The sequence below is a fragment of the Streptomyces pseudovenezuelae genome, from assembly GCF_029892565.1.
GTDB lineage: Bacteria > Actinomycetota > Actinomycetes > Streptomycetales > Streptomycetaceae > Streptomyces > Streptomyces pseudovenezuelae_A.
On record NZ_JARXVH010000013.1, the window covers coordinates 270,568 to 290,011 of the forward strand.

A 19,444-nucleotide genomic window follows, 5' to 3' on the forward strand; every position below is an offset into this window, starting at 1 on the left:
GCTCTGCCCATGTCACAGAACAAGCCCCTTGTCTCCGTCGTCATCCCCAACTACAACTACGGCCGGGCACTGGAACTCTGCCTGCGCGCGGCCCTTGCCCAGACGTACGAGCCCTTGGAGATCCTGCTGGTCGACGACTGCAGCACCGACGACTCGGTGGCCGTCGCCGAGGCGTGCGGGGTGCGGGTGATCAGTACCGGCGTCAACAGTGGAGTGGCCACCACCCGCAACACCGGGGCCGCCCATGCCCGGGGCGAGATCATCGTGTTCTGCGATTCCGACGTCGCCATGGAGCCCGACGCCGTCGCCAACGCCGTCGCCCTGCTCGACTCGAATCCGCGCATCGGCGCGGTGTGCGGCACCTACGACGCCGAGCCCCTCATCCGCGACAGCCTGATCGAGGAGTACCGCTGCCTCCATCAGTACTACTGGCTGGCCGAGACGGAGGGCCGCATCGGCACCGTGCACACCGCGATCCTCGCCATGCCGGCCCAGGTCTTCGCCGAGATCGGCCCGTTCAATCCCCGGCTGCGGCACACGGAGGACGGCGACTACGCCGCCCGGCTCTGCCCGCACTACGAGGTCCACAGTTCCACCATCGTGCGCGGCCGGCACGATCACGACGACACCTGGCGGGTGGTGCTGCGCAAGGTGTTCCACCGCACCCGGCTGCACATCCCGCTCTATCTGCGCCGCGGCGACCTGCCGGGCGGCATCGCCACCGGCCCGCGCGCGAGCGCAAGCGTGGCCGCGCTGCTGACGCTCGCCACCTTGCCGCTCGCGGCCCTGTCTTCCCTGTGGCTGCTGCTGTCCGCGGTCCTGCTGGGCTTCTCGGTCCTCGCGGACACGGCCCTGTACCGCTTCGTCCTGCGCCGCCGCGGCCCGCTGTTCACCGGGTACTTCATGTTCGCCCACTTCGTCGTCAACGCGGTCATCGCGGCCGGGGCGGGGGCGGGCATCCTGCAGTGCCTGGCATCGCAGCGCTTCCGGCGACTGTACGAGCCTGCGGGGCGCGGCGACGCGGTGCAGGCCCCGGCATGACCCGAGCCCCGGTGCCCGAGACCCTGACGGACGACGCCGCCGAGAGTCCACCGGAAGCCAGTCTCAACGCCCCTTCGAAGAGGCGGAGTTGGCCGGGCACGGTCCTGCTCGTCGTCGCCGTGCTCTGGACTCTGTTCGTCGCCGGCCGTGCCGTGTTCAGCGGGCGGTGGTGGCTGTGGAACGGTGTGGGTCTCGCCCCGCCGCTCGCCTGTCTGCTGGTCCCCGTCGTCCTGCTCGTGCCCGCCGCCCTGGCCCGGCGACGCCTGCTCACCGTAGGCGTGGTCCTCACGTCGCTGCTGCTGGGCTCCTGGCAGGCGGGCCTGCACCCCGGCGCCCTGTTCCGCGGGGAGGGAAAGGTCCCGCCCGGTGCGCTGAAGGTGGTCAGTTGGGACACCTTCTTCTGGGACCAGGACAGCGACAAGGACGACTTCTACGCGTATCTCAAGTCCCGTGCCGCGGACGTCTACTTGCTTCAGGAGTACGAGAACGCCCGCGACGGCCGGCCCGTCCCCATCGACGAACTCGCCCGCATCAAGGCGGAGTTCCCGGGATACCACGTGGCGACGCGGGGCGAGTTCCTCACGCTCTCGCGCTACCCCATCGTCCGGACGAAGGCCCTGCGTCCCAGCGATCTGGCCAAGCCCGACACCGACTGGGCGGACTACTGGAACATCCGCGTCCTGCGCACGGATGTCAGGGTCGACGGACGCGTCCTGTCCCTCTACAACACCCACCTGCCCGACCTGTTGAACGTCGACCGCAACCCGCTCACGGCGTCCTACTACCGGTCCGTGCACCAGTTGTCCGACCGCCGCGACGCCCATTTCCGGTCGCTGCGTGCGGACTTGAAGGCCAACCGGAACCCGGTGGTGCTCGCCGGTGACCTCAATGTGCTGCCCGGCACCGGGGACCTGCGCTGGTTCGACGGGCTGCGCGACGCGGCCGAGAAGGGCGACTCGGTGTACCCGGCGACCTTTCCGGTGCGCGGCCCCGCGCTGTGGCGGCTCGACTGGGCGTTCGTGTCGCCCTCTCTGCGCCTGCACCGCCAGTCCCTGCTGGATCCGCCCGCAGCCCTGTCCACGCATCGGCTGATCGATCTGCGCCTCTCCCTGCCCGCCTCCGGGGACCCTGCCCCGACCACCGACAAGGACCGTTCATGACCAGGCGCACCGCACGGTCGCCGCGCTTCGACGTGACGATCGTCCTCACCTACTACCTCCCCTATACGAGCGGTCTGACCGAGGTGGCCCGTACGGTCGCCGAAGGGCTGGCCGCGCGCGGCCGACGGGTCGCGGTGGTCGCCACCCGGCACGACCGTAATCATCCGGCGCGGGAGACGGTCAACGGCGTCGAGGTGTTCCGCACACCGGTATTGGCCCGGGTCGGACGCGGCACCATCAGTCCGGGGTTCGCGCCGCTGGCCGGGCGCGTCGCCCGTGGATCGGGGGCGGTCCAGATCCATCTGCCGATGCTGGAGGCGGGTCTGGTCGCACGGCTGGCGGGCGCCACACCCGTCGTCTGCACGCACCACGACGACGTGTGGTTGCCGGAGAGTGCGCTGGCCGCCCTTCAAGTACCGGTGGTGGACGCGTCGGTCGGTGCCGCCCTGCGCCGTTCGTCGGCCGTCGTCGTCAACAACCTTGATCACGCGGAGCATTCACGCCACTTCCACCTCATGCGGCAGCGCCGGCTGCTGGCCATCGCCCCGCCCTGCCGGGAGCGCGAGCCCGCCCCGGCCACCTTCCGGGAGACCGACGGCCCTCACATCGGCTTCCTTGGCCGGATCGCTCCGGAGAAGGGCCTGCACCATCTGGTCGACGCCTTCCGCCGGTTGACCGATCCCGAGGCGCGGCTGATGATCGCGGGTGACTACTCCAAGGTGGCGGGAGGCAGCGTGGTCGGCGCTCTGCGCGAGCGGGCCGGGGACGACGCCCGGATCCGGTTCACCGGGTTCCTCAGTGAGCCCCAAGTCGCCGAGTTCTACTCGTCGTTGGACGCCTTCGCGCTGTCGTCCGTCGCCGAGGAGTCCTTCGGCATCTCCCAGACAGAGGCCATGATGATGGGCGTACCGTCCGTCGCCAGCGACGCGCCCGGCATGCGGGTGCCCGTCTCCGACACCGGATTCGGGCGGCTCTTCCCGACCGGTGACGCCGCCGCCCTGGCGGACGCGTTGAGGGAGGTCGTCGCGTACTCGCCGGAGCGCCGTGCCGAGGGGATGCGTGCGGCGCGGGCCCGTTACGGCACGGAGAGCTGTGTCGACGCGTACGACGGGTTGTTCCAGGAGTTGCGCGCCTCACGAAAGGTTCCGGTGTGAGCGGAGACCTCGTGCGGTGGGCGACGGTGGCGTGGGCCGTGTTCCTCGGCGCGCACCTGGTGCTCAACGGGCGTTGGTGGGCTTGGCTGTTGCCGTCGTTGCTGCCGCCGCCGCTGTTCGTCCTGGTGCCCGGCGTGCTGGCCGGCGCGGCCTGGGCGACCGGCGATCTCGTCGCGGCCGTGGTGTCGGGCGTCGCGCTCCTGTTGGGCGCGCGGCAGGCCGGGCTGCATCCGAGCGCGCTGGTGCGACGGCCGCGCCGGACATCCGAGGACACCGCGGTGAAGGTCGTGTCGTGGAACACCCAGCACTGGTGCCAGGCCAAGGAGGCAGACCCGTTCTACGCCTTCCTGCACGAGCTCGACGCGGACGTCTATCTGCTGCAGGAGTACCACCACGACGTCTTCGACGGCACCTACCGCCTCATCGACGACGAAGCGCGGCTGCGCGCCGAGTTCCCCGAGCACGAGGTGGTCATCGCCCGGGGACTGGTCACCCTTTCCCGACTGCCGGTGGCGGCGACAGTGGAGACGGTGGCGCGGCGGGTGCTGCGCGTGGACCTGCGGCTGCCGGACGGTCCGGACCGGGTGCTGTCCACCTTCAACGTCCACATCCCCGTGCAGCTGCGCCTCGTGAGTCCGCTGCGCGCCGGCTTCTACCGCGCCGTCCGGGACCGGGCGGGAGACCGGGCGCGCGAGTACGCCGGACTGCGGCGCGACATCGCCGACTGCCCCAACCCCGCTGTGATCGCAGGGGACTTCAACACCACACCCGCCGTAGGTGACGTACGGCACATCACCGCCCTCGGGGTCGACGCCGTCCCGCTGGCGGGAAGGATCTACCCCGTCTCGTGGCAGGCCCGTGCGGGCATGCGCTGGTGGCGCCTCGACTGGGTGCTCAGCACCGCGGGAGCACAGGTGCACAGCTATCGATTCCGCGATCCGCGCGGACTGTCCGACCACTGCGTCCAGGAGGTGTCCGTCTCGCTCGCCGACCCGGACGCCCTGGCGTCCCCCACCGTCCGACACGACCGAGAGGCACCGCACGATGCGCTACCGCTATCTGGGAAGCACCGGCCTGAGGGTCAGTGAGCTCTGCCTCGGAGCCATGACCTTCGGTCGCGAGACCGACGAAGCCACCAGTCACGCCATGCTCGACCGTTTTGTCGACGCGGGCGGCAACTTCGTCGACACCGCCGACATCTACTCCGCGGGCACCTCGGAGGAGATCACCGGACGCTGGCTGAAGCGGCGGCGCCGCGAGGACGTCGTGGTCGCCTCGAAGGTCCGGTACGCCATGGGCGACGGCCCCAACGACCGCGGTCTGGGCCGCAGTCACGTGATCGCCGGGGTGGAGGCCACCCTCCGCCGGCTCGGCACCGACTACCTCGACATCTACCAGGTGCACGCCTGGGACCCGGGCACCCCGCTGCAGGAGACGCTCGCCACCCTCGACACGTTGGTCACCTCGGGGAAGGTCCGCTACCTCGGCGCGAGCAACTTCTCCGGCTGGCAGCTCCAGAAGGCCATCGACCTCAGCCGCGCGCGGGGCTGGGAGCCGTTCACCTGTCTCCAGCCGCTGTACAACCTGCTCGACCGTGAGGCCGAGTGGGAGCTGATGGAGGTCAGCCGCAACGAGGGGCTCGGCGTGATCCCGTGGAGCCCGCTGCGCGGCGGCTGGCTCAGCGGGGCGATCCGGCGCGGTATGTCGGCGCCGGTGTCCGGTACCCGCGTGGAGACCGCCGGGCAGCTCGGGTGGGGTGAGCGGTGGGACGTCTACAACCAGGAGGAGCGCACCTGGCGGGTGCTGGACGCGCTGCACGACGTGGCCGACCGGACCGGCCTCGCGCCCGCCCAAGTGTCCCTCGCCTGGCTGCTGGGGCGGCCGGGAGTGACCGCGCCCATCGTGGGCGCGCGCACGATGGAACAGCTGGAGACCAACCTGGGCGCGGCCGGCCTCGACCTGGACCCGGCCGACGTCGACAAGCTCACCCAGGCCAGTGAACAGCGGCTTCCCTACCCCTACAACGTGATCGAGACGGACCCGGAGCGCCGCTGACCGCACCGGCCCGGCCGGCCGACAGCCCGTCCTCCCTGGCTCAGGAAGGGAGGACGGGCTGTCGGCGTCTGCCGAGCGCCGACGATTCGGCGCCGAGGCCGGTGGTACGGGCGTCCGCGTCAGTCGGTCACCCGCACCACCGTCGTCGCCCCCGCCCGGACCGTCGGCGTCGCGTAGGTGTACGTCACGCCGTCGACCTTCTTGGTGCGGACGTGCTGCGGGACACCGTTGACCGTGATCTTCTTGTGGACCCCGGTGAAGCGGGCCTCCCACTGGTAGGAACCCTTGCGCGCGTTGTTCGTCAGCGTGGTCTTCGTCGCGCCGTCGTGCCGGACGGTGACCGAGCCCGTGCCGATGGGCACGTCCGCCGCCTGCAGCCACTTCATGCCGGAAGGCAGCCGCGACTGGGTGGTCACCTTGTGGTTCGGCGCGTCCGGTGTGATGCCCATCAGCCCCTGGACGGTCTGGCTGACCAGGGTGAACGACACCTCGGGGTAGTCGCCGTTGGGGCCCTGGCTGGAGTTGATGTGCTGGATCTCCCGCTCGCCGTAGATCTTCTTCATCCACTGCCAGGCGGTGTCGTTGCGGTTGTTCTTGAAGAACATGTCGGGCAGATATGTCGTCGACTCGATGTTGGGCGAGCCGTCCGGGCCCAGCTCCTGCGCCTGGATGTAGTCGAGGTAGGCGTCGTTGCGCGGGCCGGGGTCGATGATCTGCTTCATCGGCATGAAGACGCTGTTCTCCTTGCCCCAGCCGGTGACCGGGGTGCCGGAGAGGGTGTAGGCGCGCACCATGTCGGCGCCGGTTCCGGTGCCGCTCCACTCGTCGTTGAAGTACTTCTTCAGGTCGGCGGCCTTCTTGTCGTACGTCTTGGCGAGTTTGGTGTCGCCCTTGCCACGTGCCAGGACGGCCATCGCCAGGTACGCCTGGTACTCGGAGGCGATGCCGTCCCCGGCCTCGCCCAGGCCGTCGCCGTCCTGCTCGTTGTAGCTTGCGGCGCCCTGGAAGATGCCGTTGCCCGTGCCCTCGGCGACCTTGACCTTGCCGTTGTCCACGGCGGAGTTGTGCAGGTCGATGAACTGGTCGGTGGCGTGCCGGTAGAACTCCCACAGCGCCGGGTCGTCGACGTATCGCCGGTCGCCCGTCCACAGGTAGGCCTGGGCCGCCTTCTCGACGAGTTCGAAGGTGGCCGGCACCTCGCGCACGAAGTTGTCCGGGGTCTTGTAGTCGATGCTCAGGTAGGTCTTGGCGTCGAAGTTGAGGGACCAGACCGGGAAGTACTTGTGCTCGGCGGTGGCCGATGCCGCGTAGGAGCGGAGCATCGTCTCGTTCTCGGCGTCGAGTCCGATGATGTGGGCGCCGGCCAGCTGGTGGGTCATGTCCCGGGAGTAGTAGGCGCTGCGGTTGGCGTATCCGGCCCAGTAGGTCGGCTCGTACGCCGCGGTGCCAGTGCCGCCGGTCTGGTACTCGTCGACGTTGATCGGGCCCACGGTGCCGGGCAGCTGTGCCCAGCTGTTGGCCTTCTTCTTGGCCCAGTCGAACATCTCGGCGACCTCGGGGTCGGACGAGGTGACCTTGGGGTCGGCGGACGCGGCCGGGGAGATCATCAGGTCGTCGGCGTTGACCCAGGCGGTGCCGGAGCCGAACTCGATCTGCAGCCGGTCGCCGGTCTTCAACGCGACGCCGCTGATGGTGTACCGGGCATAGCCCGGGTGCTGCGGCAGGGTGATGGTCTGGACGGTCTGGCCGTTGCGCCGGATCGTGTACGTGCCGCCGGTGCCGGCGCTGCCGATCCACGCGGAGAAGTCGTAACTGCCGTTGCGGGGGGCGACGACGGTCAGTTCCGCGCTCTTGCCGGCTCCGGCGTCGAGGTAGAGGAAGCGCTCGCCGCCGTGTCTGTTGCCGGTGCCGACGCCGGCGCCCGAGGTGAAGGTCCAGCCGGTGCCGCCGTTCTCGAAGCCAGGGTCCGGGATGGTGAGCTGGGGGCGGGCGGCGGAAGTGCCGTCCGCCGCCGCCGTGGCCGACAGCGCGGGCGCCATCGGCACGATCACGGCAACTGCGGTGAGCAGCATGAGCCTTGAGGGCTTCATCGGATCTCCCGGGTCTTCGGTCACAGCGAGGGGGCAGGCGGCCGCGTGGTGGCGGAAAGCTAACAGGGGCCGAAGAGGCGATTCAATGGTCATGCGCAAGAAACGTGGAAGACACGCAGACTCACTGCTATCTTCCCTGGACGATTGGGCTGAAAGTTTTCGTCCATTCATTGCAAGTCGGGACGGAGGGAACCGCATGAAGGTCGGCATCACCGAGGTCGCGGTCCGGGCGCAGGTGAGCGAGGCCACGGTCAGTCGCGTCATCAACCGGCGCCAGGGCGTGTCGCGCAGGACCCGCGAGGCGGTCGAGCAGGCGATGACCGACCTCGGGTACGAGCGGCAGACGCGGGGCCAGCTCGTCGCGGTCATCACCGAACTCGTCTCCAACCCGTTCTTCGCCGACATCTGCGAACGGATCGAGTCCACCCTCGCCCCGCACGGACTGAAGACGGTCGTGTGCCCGTGCTTCCCGGGCGGAGTGCAGGAGTTGGACTTCCTGACCTCCCTCGCCGACCGGGGTGTGGCCGCCGTCGTCTTCCTCTCCGCCAGCAACACGATCGAGGGCTCGGACCCGGGGGCGTACGAACTCCTGCGCTCGCGCCGGATCCCGTTCGTCGGGATCAACGGTCAGTTCGAGGGCGTGAGCGAGGCGCCGGTCTTCTCCACCGACGACCTGCTGGCCGCCGAACTCGCCGTCGACCACCTCTACCGGCTCGGTCACCGCCGTATCGGCATGGCCTCGGGACCGGTCGGCAACCGGCCGGCCGATCGCCGGGTCACCGGTTTCGTCTCCTCGCTCGCCAAGCGCGGGGTCGAGGATCCGGAGCAGTGGGTGGTGCGGCAGTCGTACACCGTCGAGGGCGGCCAGTCCGCGGCGATCTCGCTGCTCGGCCGGGGCGCCACGGCCGTCGTGGCGGCCAGCGACTACATGGCTCTGGGCGCGATCCGCGGTGCGCGCCGGCAGGGGTACGACGTCCCGGGCGACGTGTCGGTCGTCGGCTATGACGGCGCCATGATCATGGATTTCGTCGACCCGCCGCTCACCACGGTCCGCCAGCCGGCCGACCGCCTCGCCTCGGAGGTGGCCCGCAGTGTCCTCGCCCTGGTCGGCAACCGTGACGTGCCCGTCGGCGAACTCCTCTTCGACCCCGAGCTGGTGATCCGCGCGAGCACGGCGGCACCGAAGACCGAGTGAGGCGTCGGCCGTCGATGCCGGTTGCGGTTGCTCGTCCAGACCATTGACCTAGACATCGGATCTAAGGACACTCTGCCCGGAGGTTCGGTCGATGAACTGGCAGAAACTTCACCTATTCATTGGGTGTTTCATGACTCATGGATGCTCCGGAGGGGCTATGCCAAAGTCTCGGTTCGTGTTTCTCGGGTTGGCACTCGCGTTGCTCGCAGGTGCCGCCGGTCCTGTCGCCGCCGCACCGGCCACAGCGCACAAGGCGAGACCGGTGGTGGTCGACGTGGACGACTACGGGGCCGACCCCACCGGCCGCAAGGACTCGGCGCCCGCCGTCGCCACGGCGCTGCGGCACGCCAAGAAGGTCGATCACAATCGGCCGGTCAGGATCGTCTTCTCGAAGGGCACCTACCAGATCTACCCGGAGCGGGCCGAGACGCGTGAGCTGTACGTGTCCAACACCGTGGGCGCCGACCAGCGTTACCGGGACAAGAAGATCGGGCTGCTCGTCGAGGACATGCACGACGTCACCATCGACGGCGGCGGGGCCAAGCTCGTCTACCACGGCCTGCAGACGGCGTTCGCGTCGATCCGCTCGACCGATGTGACGTTCCAGAACTTCTCCTTCGACTACGCGGCCCCCGAGGTCATCGACGCGACCGTCGCCACCGCCGGTGTCACCGACGGGCACGCCTACCGCGTCCTGAAGATCCCGGCCGGCAGCCCGTACGAGGTGAACGGCACGCACATCACCTGGCTCGGCGAGAAGAGCCCGGCCACCGGGCAGCCGTACTGGTCCGGCACAGACGGACTCCAGTACACGCAGATCCACGACCCCAAGGCGCAGAAGACCTGGCGCGCGGACAACCCCCTGTTCAACGACGTCGCCTCCGTCACCGACATCGGTGGTCACCGGATCCGGATCGACTACACCGGCGCGACGCAGCCGACGGACGCCGGGCTCGTCTACCAGATGCGCCTCATCGAGCGGACCGAGCCGGGCGCCTTCATCTGGCAGTCCAAAAACGTCACGATGCGCTCGATGAACGCCTACTACCTCCAGTCCTTCGGTGTGGTGGGGCAGTTCAGCGAGAACATCTCCATCGACAAGGTGAACTTCGCACCCGATCCGAAGTCCGGCCGGTCGACGGCCTCGTTCGCGGACTTCGTGCAGATGTCCGGCGTCAAGGGCAAGGTCTCGATCACCCGGAGCGTCTTCGACGGCCCGCACGACGACCCGATCAACATCCACGGCACCTACCTGGAGGTCGTCGGGAAGCCCGGGCCGAACACCCTCACGCTCGCCTACGAGCACCCGCAGACCGCCGGGTTCCCTCAGTTCGCCCCGGGTGACGAGGTCGAGTTCACCACCAAGCGGACGATGACGTCGCTCACGCCGGCGCACGCGGAGGTCACCGCGGTCGACGGGCCGAGCGGGATGGACCACGACAAGCCGCTGACGACGATGACCGTCACCTTCGACCGGCCGGTGCCCGCCGGGACCGAGATCGGCGGCACGGTCGTCGAGAACATCACGGCCACGCCGTCGGTCGTCATCTCCGGCAACGTGTTCCGCAACGTGCCGACCCGCGGCGTCCTGGTCACCACCCGCAAGCCCGTCCTGATCACCGGCAACCGGTTCGACGCGATGTCCATGGCCAGCATCTACGTCTCCGCCGACGCCTACCAGTGGTACGAGTCCGGGCCGGTCTCCAACCTCACGATCCGCGACAACTCCTTCACCCGGCCCACCGGTCCGGTCATCTTCGTGGAGCCGACCAACCAGGTCGTCGACCCGGCGAACCCGGTCCACCACAACATCTCCGTCGAGCACAACTCGTTCGACGTCGGTGATGTCACCGTGGTCAACGCCAAGAGCGTCGGCGGGTTCACCTTCACCGGCAACACGGTCCGGCGGCTGGACGGCGCGGACCAACCGCCGTACACCTCACCGCTGTTCGTCTTCCACGGCAGTTCGGACATCCGGATCGCACGCAATCACTACGACAAGGGCCTGAACACGTCCGTCGTGTCGGACTGAGGCCGGTGTTGAGGGGCGGGCGTCCGACCCGCCCCTCAACACCCCTCAAAATCCTATGTGATCTCGCATCATCACGACGTAGAGGCAATCGCTGCACGGGTCTTGACGTGGCAATCACCCCTCCCCCAGCATCACGGGCATCAGAAATCCTATTTGATTCGACTGGGGCAAGCACCATGAGCCGTCGTAGATCTGTGCTGTCAGCCACCGTCACCCTCTTCCTTCTCGCCGCCTCGACAGCCGCCTGCACCATCAAGAACTCGGACGACCCCGGTGCGGCCGACACCGCCTCCACGCGGACCGGTGGCGGATCGGCCGAGCTCGCCGACGGTTCCAAGACCAAGGTCGCGCTGGTGCCCGGTGGAGCCCACCCCTACTTCCAGCCCTGGAAGACGGCCGGCGCGCAGGCCAAGAAGACGCTCGGGCTGGGTGACGTGACGTTCGACGAGACCGCCGAGTGGGACCAGCAGAAGCAGAACGACCTGCTGTCTACGCTGGCCGCCCGCGGCTACAACGCGTTCGGCATCTTCGGGGTGTCCCCGACCGACATCAACTCCACCTTCGCCGACCTCAAGTCCCAGGGCTTCGCGGTGGCTTCGCTCGCGTCCTGCCCCGCCGGCGGCACCAACGACGCCGACTTCTGTCTGTCGACGGACGTCGAACTGGCCGCCTACAAGGCCGCGCAGGCCGCCATCAAGGCGATGGGCGGCAAGGGCGCCCTGGTCCACCTCACGGGCAACAACGTCGACGCCAACACCCAGTTGAGGATGAAGGGCGTACAGAAAGCGGTGAAGGAGACCGGCGGCAAGGTCACCCTGCTGCAGACCATCACCGACATCGACAAGGACCTGCAGACCGCGCAGAAGGCGGTCTCCGACCTGCTCGCCGCCAAGGGCTCGAAGATCCAGGGCATCGTCTCGACCGCGTACAACCCGGCGGTCGCCGCCGCCGAAGCCGTACGCGAGTCGGGGTCCAAGGCCAAGGTCGTCGCGATCGACGACGACGCCAAGATCCTCAGCTCCATCAAGAACGGCTCCGTCACCGCCACGGTCGTGCAGAACCCGGTCGGCCAGGCCGAGATCGGCACCTGGGCCCTCGCCCTGCTGCAGACCAAGCAGTGCACGATGACGAAGCCGGGACAGATCATCGACTCCGGTTCCTTCGTCGTGACGAAGGCGAACGTCGCCGACTACGACAGCGCACGGCAGGCCAGGACCGCCGAGCTGAAGAAGCAGTTCGCCGACACGTACCTCTCCTGCCGCTGAACGCCCGGGCCACGGACGAAAGAAAGCCGCCACACCACATGAGCATCATCACCAACGCCACGGCCCTGCTGGCCGACATCGCGGTCGAGACGGACCGCACCGACGCGGTGCAGTCGTTCGTCAAACAGGAGACGATCCTCGTCCGGCTGACCACGACGGACGGCCTCGAAGGAACCGGCTACGCCTACACGATCGGCACCGGCGGGACCTCCGTACTGGCGCTGCTGCGCGACCACCTCCTGCCGCTCCTCGCCGGCAAGGACGCACGCAACGTCGAAGCGCTCTGGCAGGAGTTGCTCGGCCTGACCCGCGCGACGACCACCGGCGCCATCACCTCGCTCGCGCTCGCCGCGGTCGACACCGCCCTGTGGGACCTGCGCTGCAAGCGGGCCGGCGAGCCCCTGTGGCGGCTCGCCGGCGGTCACCGCCGACACGTCCCGGTGTACGACACCGAGGGCGGCTGGCTCCACCTCAGCACCGAGGACCTGGTCAAGGGCGCCCTCGCGGCGAAGGACGCGCAGTGGGCCGGCGTCAAGATCAAGGTGGGCAAGCCGCACATCGCCGAGGACGCGGAACGACTGCGCACGGTACGCGAGGCCGTCGGACCGGCCCTGCACATCATGACGGACGCCAACCAGTCGCAGTCGCTGTCCCGCGCCGTTCAACTGGCCGCCGCACTGGAACCGTTCGACCCCTACTGGCTCGAAGAGCCGCTGCCCGCCGACGACATCAGCGGCCACGCGACGCTCGCCCGCTCGACCCGGATCCCGATCGCGGTCGGTGAGTCGATGTACTCGCCGATGCAGTTCCGCAACTACCTGGAGACCGGCGGCGCGTCCGTGGTGCAGGTCGACGTCGCCCGTGTCGGCGGCATCACCCCGTGGCTCAAGGTGGCCCACTTGGCGGAGACCTTCAACGTCATGGTCTGCCCGCACTTCCTGATGGAACTGCACGTCAGCCTGGTCGCCGCGATCTCCAACGGCGCGTACGTGGAGTACATCCCGCAGCTGCGCGCGGTGACCCGCACCGAACTGACCGTCCAGGACGGCCTGGCCGTGGCACCCGACCAGCCGGGAATCGGCATCGACTGGGACATGGACGCCCTCGAGGACCGGAGGGTGTCTTGAAGACGGCCGTCACCGAGCCCGACAGCGGGACGGACCTCCCCACAGAGGGAGCGCGCCCCGCCCACCGGCTGCCGTTCTGGGTCAACCAGCGGCTGGGGCTGCTGGTCCTGATCGTCGCGCTCAGCATCCTCTTCGGCTCCCTGCGGCCGGCGTTCTTCGACGCGCGGCTGGTGCTCTTTCCGCTGCTGAGGGACATCTCGACGCTGACCGTGGTGGCCCTGGCGCAGATGGTCGTGCTCTCCATCGGGCACATGAACCTCGCCGTCGGACGCATGGCCGCCTTCGGCGCCCTCTTCGCCGGGTTCGGCTTCGACCGGCTCCATCTGCCGCTCGCGCTGGGCCTGTTGCTGTGCCTGTTCGCCGGCTGTGTCATCGGCGCGCTGACCGGCTGGATCATCGCCCGCACCGGCGTGAGTTCCTTCGTCGTGACGCTGGCGATGGACTTCGCGCTGCTGGGTCTGGTCTCCCTCCTGTACTCCTCCCTCACCGACAACGCCGCGTTCACCACCCGGCCCGCCGGGCTCACGGAGCTGCGCTCCTACTCGCTCGCCGACATCTGCGCCGGGCCCGTCTGCGGATCGCCCGCCATCCCGCAGATGACCCAGTTCACCGTGCTGGCCCTCGTCGTCCTCGGCTTCCTCTACGCCCGTACCCGCATGGGACGCGAACTGCTGCTGACCGGTGCGAACCCCGCCGCCGCCGAGCTGTCCGGCGTTCCGACGGGCCGCCGGATCATCCTGGCGCACGGGCTGTCCGGGCTGCTCGCCGCACTCGCCGGCTTCATGGCAGCCGTCGGCACGGGCACCTTCAGCGCCTCCATCGGCGACGACTTCATGCTGCCCTCGTTCCTCGGGGCGGTCCTCGGCGGGACCCTGCTCACCGGCGGGGTCGTCTCCGTCATCGGCGCCCTGCTCGGCACCTCCCTGGTCGGCGTCATCCGCAAGGGCCTCGATCTGCTCGGCGTCGGCCTCGAAAGCCTCAACATCTATCTCGGCTGCATCCTGCTGCTGGCTCTGTCGGCGGACCGGGTACGCACCGTCGTGTCCTATCGCAAGGTGGTGCGCTCCACATGACCACGCTCCACGACCGGGGAGCCGCCGCCCTCCCCGCACTGCGGCGCTTCTCCCGCTCCACCACGATGACCCTGCTCTGCGTGGTCCTCGCGGGCTATGTGGCGCTGGGGATCTCCTCGTCCGGCGACTTCTTCGAGAGCCCGTCCCTGCGGACGTTCCTGCAGTACCTCGCCACGCCGATCCTCATCGGACTGGCCCAGATGGTGGCCCTGTGCGTCGGGCAGCTCAACCTCGCCGTCGGCGCCCTGGGCGGTTTCAGCGCCTGCCTGATGGGCGTGCTGATGGCTGACCACGGCGTCCCCGCCTTCCTCGCCGTGCTGATCGGCGTGTTGAGCGCCACCCTGATCGGGCTGGTGACGGGCGTGTTCATCGTCGCCACGCGCATCAACGGCTTCATCGTCACGCTCGGCACGATGACGATCCTGCTCGGGGCGCAGTACCGGCTGTCGGGGACGCGCACCATCGACGGGTACTCCCCCACCCTGCGCGACCTGGGCCGCTCGGCGCCGCTGAACATCCCCCTCGTCTTCGTCACCGCGCTCGTCGCGGCGGCCCTGCTCGCCGCGTTCATGTACCGCACCGTCGCCGGCCGACGCCTGCTGGCCGCCGGCGGCAACCCCCTCGCCGCCAGGCTGTCGGGCATCTCCACCGACCGCCAGATCGTGCTCGCGCACACCCTGTCGGGACTCCTCGTCGGCATCGCCGCGCTCACCGCCACCGCCTCCCTGCCCGGCGTCAACCGCAGTGTCGGCGGCGACTGGCTGCTGCCCAGCTTCGCGGCGCCCATCATCGGCGGCGTCGCCCTGACCGGCGGCTCGGTGGCCGTGTTCGGAACGGTCCTGGCCGCCTTCGTGATGCGCCTGATCGACACCGCGCGGGCCCAGTTCTCGCTCGACCCGAGCTGGGTCAACTTCCTCATCGGCGTAGTCGTGCTCGGCACGGTCGTCGGCGGCCGGATGCGCGAGACCCACCTCGACAAGAAGGGCCGGGCGCCCGGACGCACCCCGCCCGTGCCGCCGGAGAGTGGCACGCAGCCGGCCGGCGCGCTGCCCACCACAGGAGGCACACGATGAGCGAGCTCCTGCCGGAAGACGGCCTGCCCGAGGGCGAGTCGGGGAGTGCCGGCCCCCAGGAGGGCGTGGTGCGGGGAGACGTCCTGCTGGCATGCGAGGACATCGTCAAGGTCTTCCCCGGTGTACGCGCTCTCGACGGCGTGGGCCTGCGACTGACCGCCGGCTCCGTGCACGCTCTGCTCGGTGAGAACGGCGCGGGCAAGTCGACGCTGATCAAGGTGATCACCGGCGTGCACACCCCCGACGGCGGCAGGCTCGTCCGTCGCGGCGAGGAGATCCATCTCCGTTCTCCCCTTGAGGCCGCCCGGGCCGGCATCGGCGTCGTCCACCAGGAACGCAACCTGATCCCCGGCTTCTCCGTCGCGGAGAACATCACCCTGCAGAACCCGCCCTCGCGGCGCGGTCTGGTCGACCGGGAGGCGATGACCGCCCCGGCCGAGCGCTGCCTCGCCGAACTCGGCCTGGACATCGACCCGCACCGGCCGGTGCGCGAACTGTCCGTGGCCCAGCAGCAGTTGGTGGAGATCGCCAAGGCGCTGTACACCGAGAGCCGGGTACTCCTGCTCGACGAGCCCACCGCCTCTCTCTCCCCGCAGGAGGCCGAGCGCCTCTTCGACGTCATCCGGCGGCTCACCGAACGCGGCACCTGTGTCGTCTTCGTCAGCCACAAGCTGGAGGAGGTCTTCGCGGTCTGCGACACCGTCACCGTCCTGCGCGACGGCCGCTCCGTCCTCGAATCGGCGCCGCTGGCCGCGCACACCCAGGACGACGTGGTCACCCTCATGGTCGGCCGCACCCACGCGGTGACGGACATGGCCCCGCGCACCGTGGACACCTCAGCGGCCCCGGCGCTGTCCCTCACCGGCGTCTCCACAGCGGCGGGCCATGAGGACATCTCGCTCAGCGTCCGCCCCGGGGAGATCGTCGGCCTCTACGGACTGGTCGGCGCGGGCCGCAGCGAACTCATCAAGGCCGTCCTCGGCCTCGACCGCGTCACCGGCGGTGAGATCCAGGTCTACGGCAGGACCGCGAAGATCGGTTCACCGCGCGAGGCCCTCCACGAGTACGGCATCGGGTACCTGACCGAGAACCGCAAGGAAGAAGGCGTCTTCCTGGAGCAGCCCATCGTCCGGAACATCACGGTCACGGTGTGGAAGAGGCTCGCCCGGGCCCTGGGATATGTCTCCTCGCGCGAGGAGCAGGGGGTCTCGGAGGATCTCGTCGACCGCCTGAGCATCCGAGTCTCCGGTCTCCAGCAGAACGCCGGTGAACTCTCCGGCGGCAACCAGCAGAAGGTGAGCCTGGCGAAGTGGCTCGCGGCGGACACCAAACTGCTCGTCGTCGACGAGCCGACCGTCGGCGTGGACGTCCGTACCAAGCACGCCTTCCACGAGCTGATCTGGGAGTTGGCCCGCGGCGGTCTGCCCATCCTGCTGATCAGCAGTGACCTGGCGGAGATGATCACGCTGGCCGACCGGGTGGTCGTCATGGCCGACCACCGCATCCGCGGAGAGGTGGACAACGACCACGACTACGACCGGATGAGCGGGCAGATCATCCGCATCATCCACGACCGCGCGGTCTCGGTCGTATCCCCCGTGCCCACGAAGAGTGCCACCCTGTGAGGCGCGTCGCACAGGTCATCCGCCTCCGCCCGGAGAAGGCGGACGAGTACCGCGAACTGCACCGCTCCGTACCCGAACCAGTCCTCGATCGACTGCGGCGCTGCCACATCGCCAACTACTCGATCCACCTGCTCGGAGACCAGCTGTTCAGCTACTTCGAGTACCACGGCGACGACCTGGCGGCGGACCTCGCGCTGATGGCCGAGGATCCGGCGACGCAGGAGTGGTGGCAGCTGACTGCCCCTTGCCAGGAGCCTGTTAAGGAAGCGACGCCCGGTGAGTGGTGGGCGTCGATGGAGCAGGTGTTCCTCATGGAGTAGGGCTCGCGCGCTGCGGATCACGGCCTTGGTGTCGAGTTGAACAGACTCCAGTGCCCCTCGGAGACGACCTCGATTCGGCCGTCGGTCACCTTGATCGCGGTCTGAGCGTCGATGGCGTACGCCGGACCCTTTATCTCGGCGGCCCAACGTTCCGCGGCGGCCATGGTGTTCTCCGGACAGCCCGGGCTGTCGAGGTGCGGGAAGATGGAGAAGTCGACGAGTCCCAGCGCGCTGTCGTCACCGGTGGGCGGCTGCCAGCCGACGAAGTCCGGCCCGATGCGGGGACTCAGCACCATGCTGCCGGCGCTGAGTCCTACGTAGACCATGTCGTGCAGCGACGGGAGGAGGTCGGCCAGTCCGGACTCCTGCATCCAGTGGCACAGGTACAGCGCGTCACCGCCGTTCACCAGCAGCGCGTCCGCCTCGCGGACCCAGGAGACCCAGCGTTCCTTGTCGATGCTCGGCAGTGCGGTGAGCTCCAGTACGCCCACCGACCTCCACCCCAACTCGGTCAGGGGACTGAGGGATTGACCGCTGATGAAGCGCCATGGCCCGCCCGGATCTCCGTACGGGCCCCCGTACCCGGCGGTGGGAATGCAGAGGGCGTTGGCCTCGGCGATCGGTTTGCCCAGGAGATCGACCAGCGCCGTCAGGATGCTCGCGTTCCTGACACCGGAGTCGGTGAGGAGAAGCTTCATCACGCCAGCTCCGCCCTCAACTCGGTTCGAACCGCTCGAGTTGGCGCTCCAGGCTGCGAGTGAGGTGTTCCGCCATCGCCTCGGCGGCGCGCTCGGCCCTGCGGCGCAGTATCGCGCGTACCACCCGCCCGTGCTCCGCCAGGGTCGGATCGCCCTCGCTCCGGAGGCTGCTGAGCCGGAAGACGTGCAGGTGGGCGTGGAGTCGTTGTACCGCGTCCGCGAGGAGGGGGCGGTGGGCGGCTTCCGCGACCGCGTCGTGGAAACGCTGGTCCAGGGCGGCGAAATCGCGGTACGCCGCGTACGTTCCGGCGGGGCCGGGGTGGGCCTGCATGTCCTCCAGGATCCCCTCGATGGCGTCGAGTTGGGAGTCGTCGGCGTGGAGGGCGGCCAGTGCCGCGGCTCGCGGTTCCAGGAGCAGCCGCATCTCGAACAGCTCCTCCACCCCCTGCCGGGTCAGCAACTCGGTCGCCCGGTATCCCGACAGGGACCGCTTGACGACGAGACCGTCGGCCTCCAGCCGGGCCAGTGCCTCGCGCACAGGGGTCGGTGACACATTGAGCGTGCGTGCGACGGCCTCGATGCCGACCCGGGCGCCCGGGGCGATCTCATGGTCCATGACCATGGTCTTGATGCCCTCGTAGACGCTGTCGGACAGCACCTGGCGGACCGGTGCCGCGGACAGCCCGCTCGCTCCGGCCGCCTCGTCGGAGGCGGACGATTCGTCTGCCGGCATCCGGGTCTCCTCCGTGCTGTGGGCGTTACCGCAAGGGCAGTTTACCGAGGTGGGGGATCGCACGCGGAAGCAGGCGTCCCGGGCCCGCGCGGGGGAGACGATCTCTAGCCGAGGAGAGACACGATCCTGCCCGCGGCACCCGACGAAGTCGTCGTCAGCCGGGCCCAGGACCCGTCCCGGAAGACGATCTTGAAGTCGGACTCGGCCATGCTGAAGCGCTTGGCCTCCGCGCCGGCGATCTCCTTCCGCGGCAGCTCCCAGAGGACGGCTTCGGATCCCGGGACCCTGCGGCCACCGCCCCATTCGACGAACCGGTTGCCCCGCGCGCTGTCCTCGTAGGTCGTGATGCGTACGAGGTCCTCGGATTCGACCAGTTCGAGCTCGGTCACCACGCGCCAGGCCCGCCGGGAGGGGTCGAGCTGCCAGGGCAATGTACGAGCCGTCTCGCCCACGCCCGCCCACATGACGGGGAAGTCGTCGACCTCGTTCTCACGCTCCTCCAACTTGCCCCGCTTGTCGGGCGATCCGGGGCTGCCGAGGACCTCGGCGATGAAGTACAGCGGCAGCATCAGAAGCCCGGTGACGAAGGTGAGGACGTGTCGGCCGACCTTGCCGAAGAACCCCCGTACCGCGAAGGCCGGTCCAGGGGGCCAGCCGGGCAGGTCGGGTTCTATGTCGTTGCGCTCGCGGTCGCGGAAGGAGCGCCGATTCTCCACCGAGGCGGCACTCCCACTGGCGAACTCGACCCGGTAGCGCTCCGGTTCCTCGTCCATGGCCCTTCCCTCCCCGCCCTTTCGGCAAGG

At 69.2% G+C, this 19,444-nt stretch carries 17 protein-coding genes; 13 read left to right on the forward strand and 4 right to left on the reverse strand.

Annotation, left to right across the window (positions count from 1 at the left end; all coding sequences use genetic code 11):
- Positions 1–9 precede the first annotated feature (9 nt).
- Genes M2283_RS35365 through M2283_RS35385 form a run of 5 tightly spaced genes read left to right on the forward strand, consistent with a single transcriptional unit; the run spans position 10 to position 5,410 of the window.
- Positions 10–1,041, forward strand: coding sequence for a glycosyltransferase family 2 protein (locus tag M2283_RS35365; RefSeq protein ID WP_280880559.1), 1,032 nt, complete (start codon positions 10–12; stop codon positions 1,039–1,041).
- Positions 1,038–2,201, forward strand: a complete 1,164-nt coding sequence (locus M2283_RS35370; RefSeq protein ID WP_280880560.1) for an endonuclease/exonuclease/phosphatase family protein — start codon at positions 1,038–1,040, stop codon at positions 2,199–2,201. Before M2283_RS35365 ends, M2283_RS35370 begins: the two co-directional genes overlap by 4 nt.
- A complete protein-coding gene (locus tag M2283_RS35375) occupies positions 2,198–3,355 on the forward strand; it encodes a glycosyltransferase family 4 protein (protein ID WP_280880561.1) in 1,158 nt (385 codons plus the stop codon). The genes M2283_RS35370 and M2283_RS35375 overlap by 4 nt, the downstream gene beginning before the upstream one ends.
- Complete coding sequence (locus M2283_RS35380; RefSeq protein WP_280880562.1) at positions 3,352–4,443, forward strand: endonuclease/exonuclease/phosphatase family protein; 1,092 nt, start codon at positions 3,352–3,354, stop codon at positions 4,441–4,443. The genes M2283_RS35375 and M2283_RS35380 overlap by 4 nt, the downstream gene beginning before the upstream one ends.
- Positions 4,400–5,410, forward strand: a complete 1,011-nt coding sequence (locus M2283_RS35385; protein ID WP_280880563.1) for an aldo/keto reductase — start codon at positions 4,400–4,402, stop codon at positions 5,408–5,410. The genes M2283_RS35380 and M2283_RS35385 overlap by 44 nt, the downstream gene beginning before the upstream one ends.
- 119 nt (positions 5,411–5,529) lie before the next feature.
- On the opposite strand, the gene M2283_RS35390 is transcribed toward M2283_RS35385, so the two are convergent.
- On the reverse strand, positions 5,530–7,500 hold the full coding sequence (locus tag M2283_RS35390) for a hypothetical protein (protein WP_280880564.1): 1,971 nt from the start codon (positions 7,498–7,500) through the stop codon (positions 5,530–5,532).
- A 196-nt stretch (positions 7,501–7,696) separates the two neighbouring features.
- On the opposite strand from M2283_RS35390, the gene M2283_RS35395 reads away from it, so the two are divergent.
- The 8 genes from M2283_RS35395 (at position 7,697) to M2283_RS35430 (ending at position 17,210) form a co-directional block, all read left to right on the forward strand.
- Positions 7,697–8,695, forward strand: a complete 999-nt coding sequence (locus M2283_RS35395; RefSeq protein ID WP_280880565.1) for a LacI family DNA-binding transcriptional regulator — start codon at positions 7,697–7,699, stop codon at positions 8,693–8,695.
- A 157-nt stretch (positions 8,696–8,852) separates the two neighbouring features.
- Positions 8,853–10,727, forward strand: a complete 1,875-nt coding sequence (locus M2283_RS35400; RefSeq protein ID WP_280880566.1) for an alpha-1,3-galactosidase-related protein — start codon at positions 8,853–8,855, stop codon at positions 10,725–10,727.
- A gap of 176 nt (positions 10,728–10,903) precedes the next feature.
- The gene (locus M2283_RS35405) at positions 10,904–11,992 is read left to right on the forward strand and encodes a sugar ABC transporter substrate-binding protein (RefSeq protein ID WP_280880567.1); all 1,089 of its coding nucleotides are present in this window, start codon (positions 10,904–10,906) and stop codon (positions 11,990–11,992) included.
- 38 nt (positions 11,993–12,030) lie between these two features.
- Positions 12,031–13,119 carry a mandelate racemase/muconate lactonizing enzyme family protein gene (locus M2283_RS35410; RefSeq protein ID WP_280880568.1) on the forward strand — a complete coding sequence of 363 codons (1,089 nt, stop codon included), beginning with the start codon at positions 12,031–12,033 and terminating at the stop codon, positions 13,117–13,119.
- The gene (locus M2283_RS35415) at positions 13,116–14,192 is read left to right on the forward strand and encodes an ABC transporter permease (protein WP_432423173.1); all 1,077 of its coding nucleotides are present in this window, start codon (positions 13,116–13,118) and stop codon (positions 14,190–14,192) included. Before M2283_RS35410 ends, M2283_RS35415 begins: the two co-directional genes overlap by 4 nt.
- Complete coding sequence (locus M2283_RS35420; RefSeq protein ID WP_280880569.1) at positions 14,189–15,265, forward strand: ABC transporter permease; 1,077 nt, start codon at positions 14,189–14,191, stop codon at positions 15,263–15,265. The genes M2283_RS35415 and M2283_RS35420 overlap by 4 nt, the downstream gene beginning before the upstream one ends.
- The gene (locus M2283_RS35425) at positions 15,262–16,890 is read left to right on the forward strand and encodes a sugar ABC transporter ATP-binding protein (RefSeq protein WP_432423174.1); all 1,629 of its coding nucleotides are present in this window, start codon (positions 15,262–15,264) and stop codon (positions 16,888–16,890) included. Before M2283_RS35420 ends, M2283_RS35425 begins: the two co-directional genes overlap by 4 nt.
- Positions 16,887–17,210 carry an L-rhamnose mutarotase gene (locus M2283_RS35430; RefSeq protein WP_280880570.1) on the forward strand — a complete coding sequence of 108 codons (324 nt, stop codon included), beginning with the start codon at positions 16,887–16,889 and terminating at the stop codon, positions 17,208–17,210. Before M2283_RS35425 ends, M2283_RS35430 begins: the two co-directional genes overlap by 4 nt.
- Positions 17,211–17,227: 17 nt before the next feature.
- Here M2283_RS35430 and M2283_RS35435 read toward each other — a convergent pair whose 3' ends face one another.
- The 3 genes from M2283_RS35435 to M2283_RS35445 form a co-directional block, all read right to left on the reverse strand.
- Complete coding sequence (locus M2283_RS35435; RefSeq protein ID WP_280880597.1) at positions 17,228–17,908, reverse strand: Type 1 glutamine amidotransferase-like domain-containing protein; 681 nt, start codon at positions 17,906–17,908, stop codon at positions 17,228–17,230.
- Between the two features lie 16 nt (positions 17,909–17,924).
- Positions 17,925–18,641 (reverse strand): GntR family transcriptional regulator, encoded by a 717-nt coding sequence (locus M2283_RS35440; protein WP_280880571.1) that lies wholly within the window; start codon positions 18,639–18,641, stop codon positions 17,925–17,927.
- A gap of 104 nt (positions 18,642–18,745) precedes the next feature.
- Positions 18,746–19,414 (reverse strand): hypothetical protein, encoded by a 669-nt coding sequence (locus tag M2283_RS35445; protein WP_280880572.1) that lies wholly within the window; start codon positions 19,412–19,414, stop codon positions 18,746–18,748.
- Positions 19,415–19,444: the final 30 nt, after the last annotated feature.

Coding starts and splice junctions, on each gene's coding strand:
- M2283_RS35445 (WP_280880572.1), bottom strand. CDS start 19,414: ATGGACGAGGAACCGGAGCGCTACCGGGTCGAGTTCGCCAGTGGGAGT.
- M2283_RS35375 (WP_280880561.1), top strand. CDS start 2,198: ATGACCAGGCGCACCGCACGGTCGCCGCGCTTCGACGTGACGATCGTC.
- M2283_RS35405 (WP_280880567.1), top strand. CDS start 10,904: ATGAGCCGTCGTAGATCTGTGCTGTCAGCCACCGTCACCCTCTTCCTT.
- M2283_RS35365 (WP_280880559.1), top strand. CDS start 10: ATGTCACAGAACAAGCCCCTTGTCTCCGTCGTCATCCCCAACTACAAC.
- M2283_RS35410 (WP_280880568.1), top strand. CDS start 12,031: ATGAGCATCATCACCAACGCCACGGCCCTGCTGGCCGACATCGCGGTC.
- M2283_RS35435 (WP_280880597.1), bottom strand. CDS start 17,908: ATGAAGCTTCTCCTCACCGACTCCGGTGTCAGGAACGCGAGCATCCTG.
- M2283_RS35420 (WP_280880569.1), top strand. CDS start 14,189: ATGACCACGCTCCACGACCGGGGAGCCGCCGCCCTCCCCGCACTGCGG.
- M2283_RS35390 (WP_280880564.1), bottom strand. CDS start 7,500: ATGAAGCCCTCAAGGCTCATGCTGCTCACCGCAGTTGCCGTGATCGTG.
- M2283_RS35385 (WP_280880563.1), top strand. CDS start 4,400: ATGCGCTACCGCTATCTGGGAAGCACCGGCCTGAGGGTCAGTGAGCTC.
- M2283_RS35395 (WP_280880565.1), top strand. CDS start 7,697: ATGAAGGTCGGCATCACCGAGGTCGCGGTCCGGGCGCAGGTGAGCGAG.
- M2283_RS35440 (WP_280880571.1), bottom strand. CDS start 18,641: ATGCCGGCAGACGAATCGTCCGCCTCCGACGAGGCGGCCGGAGCGAGC.
- M2283_RS35370 (WP_280880560.1), top strand. CDS start 1,038: ATGACCCGAGCCCCGGTGCCCGAGACCCTGACGGACGACGCCGCCGAG.
- M2283_RS35425 (WP_432423174.1), top strand. CDS start 15,262: ATGAGCGAGCTCCTGCCGGAAGACGGCCTGCCCGAGGGCGAGTCGGGG.
- M2283_RS35400 (WP_280880566.1), top strand. CDS start 8,853: ATGCCAAAGTCTCGGTTCGTGTTTCTCGGGTTGGCACTCGCGTTGCTC.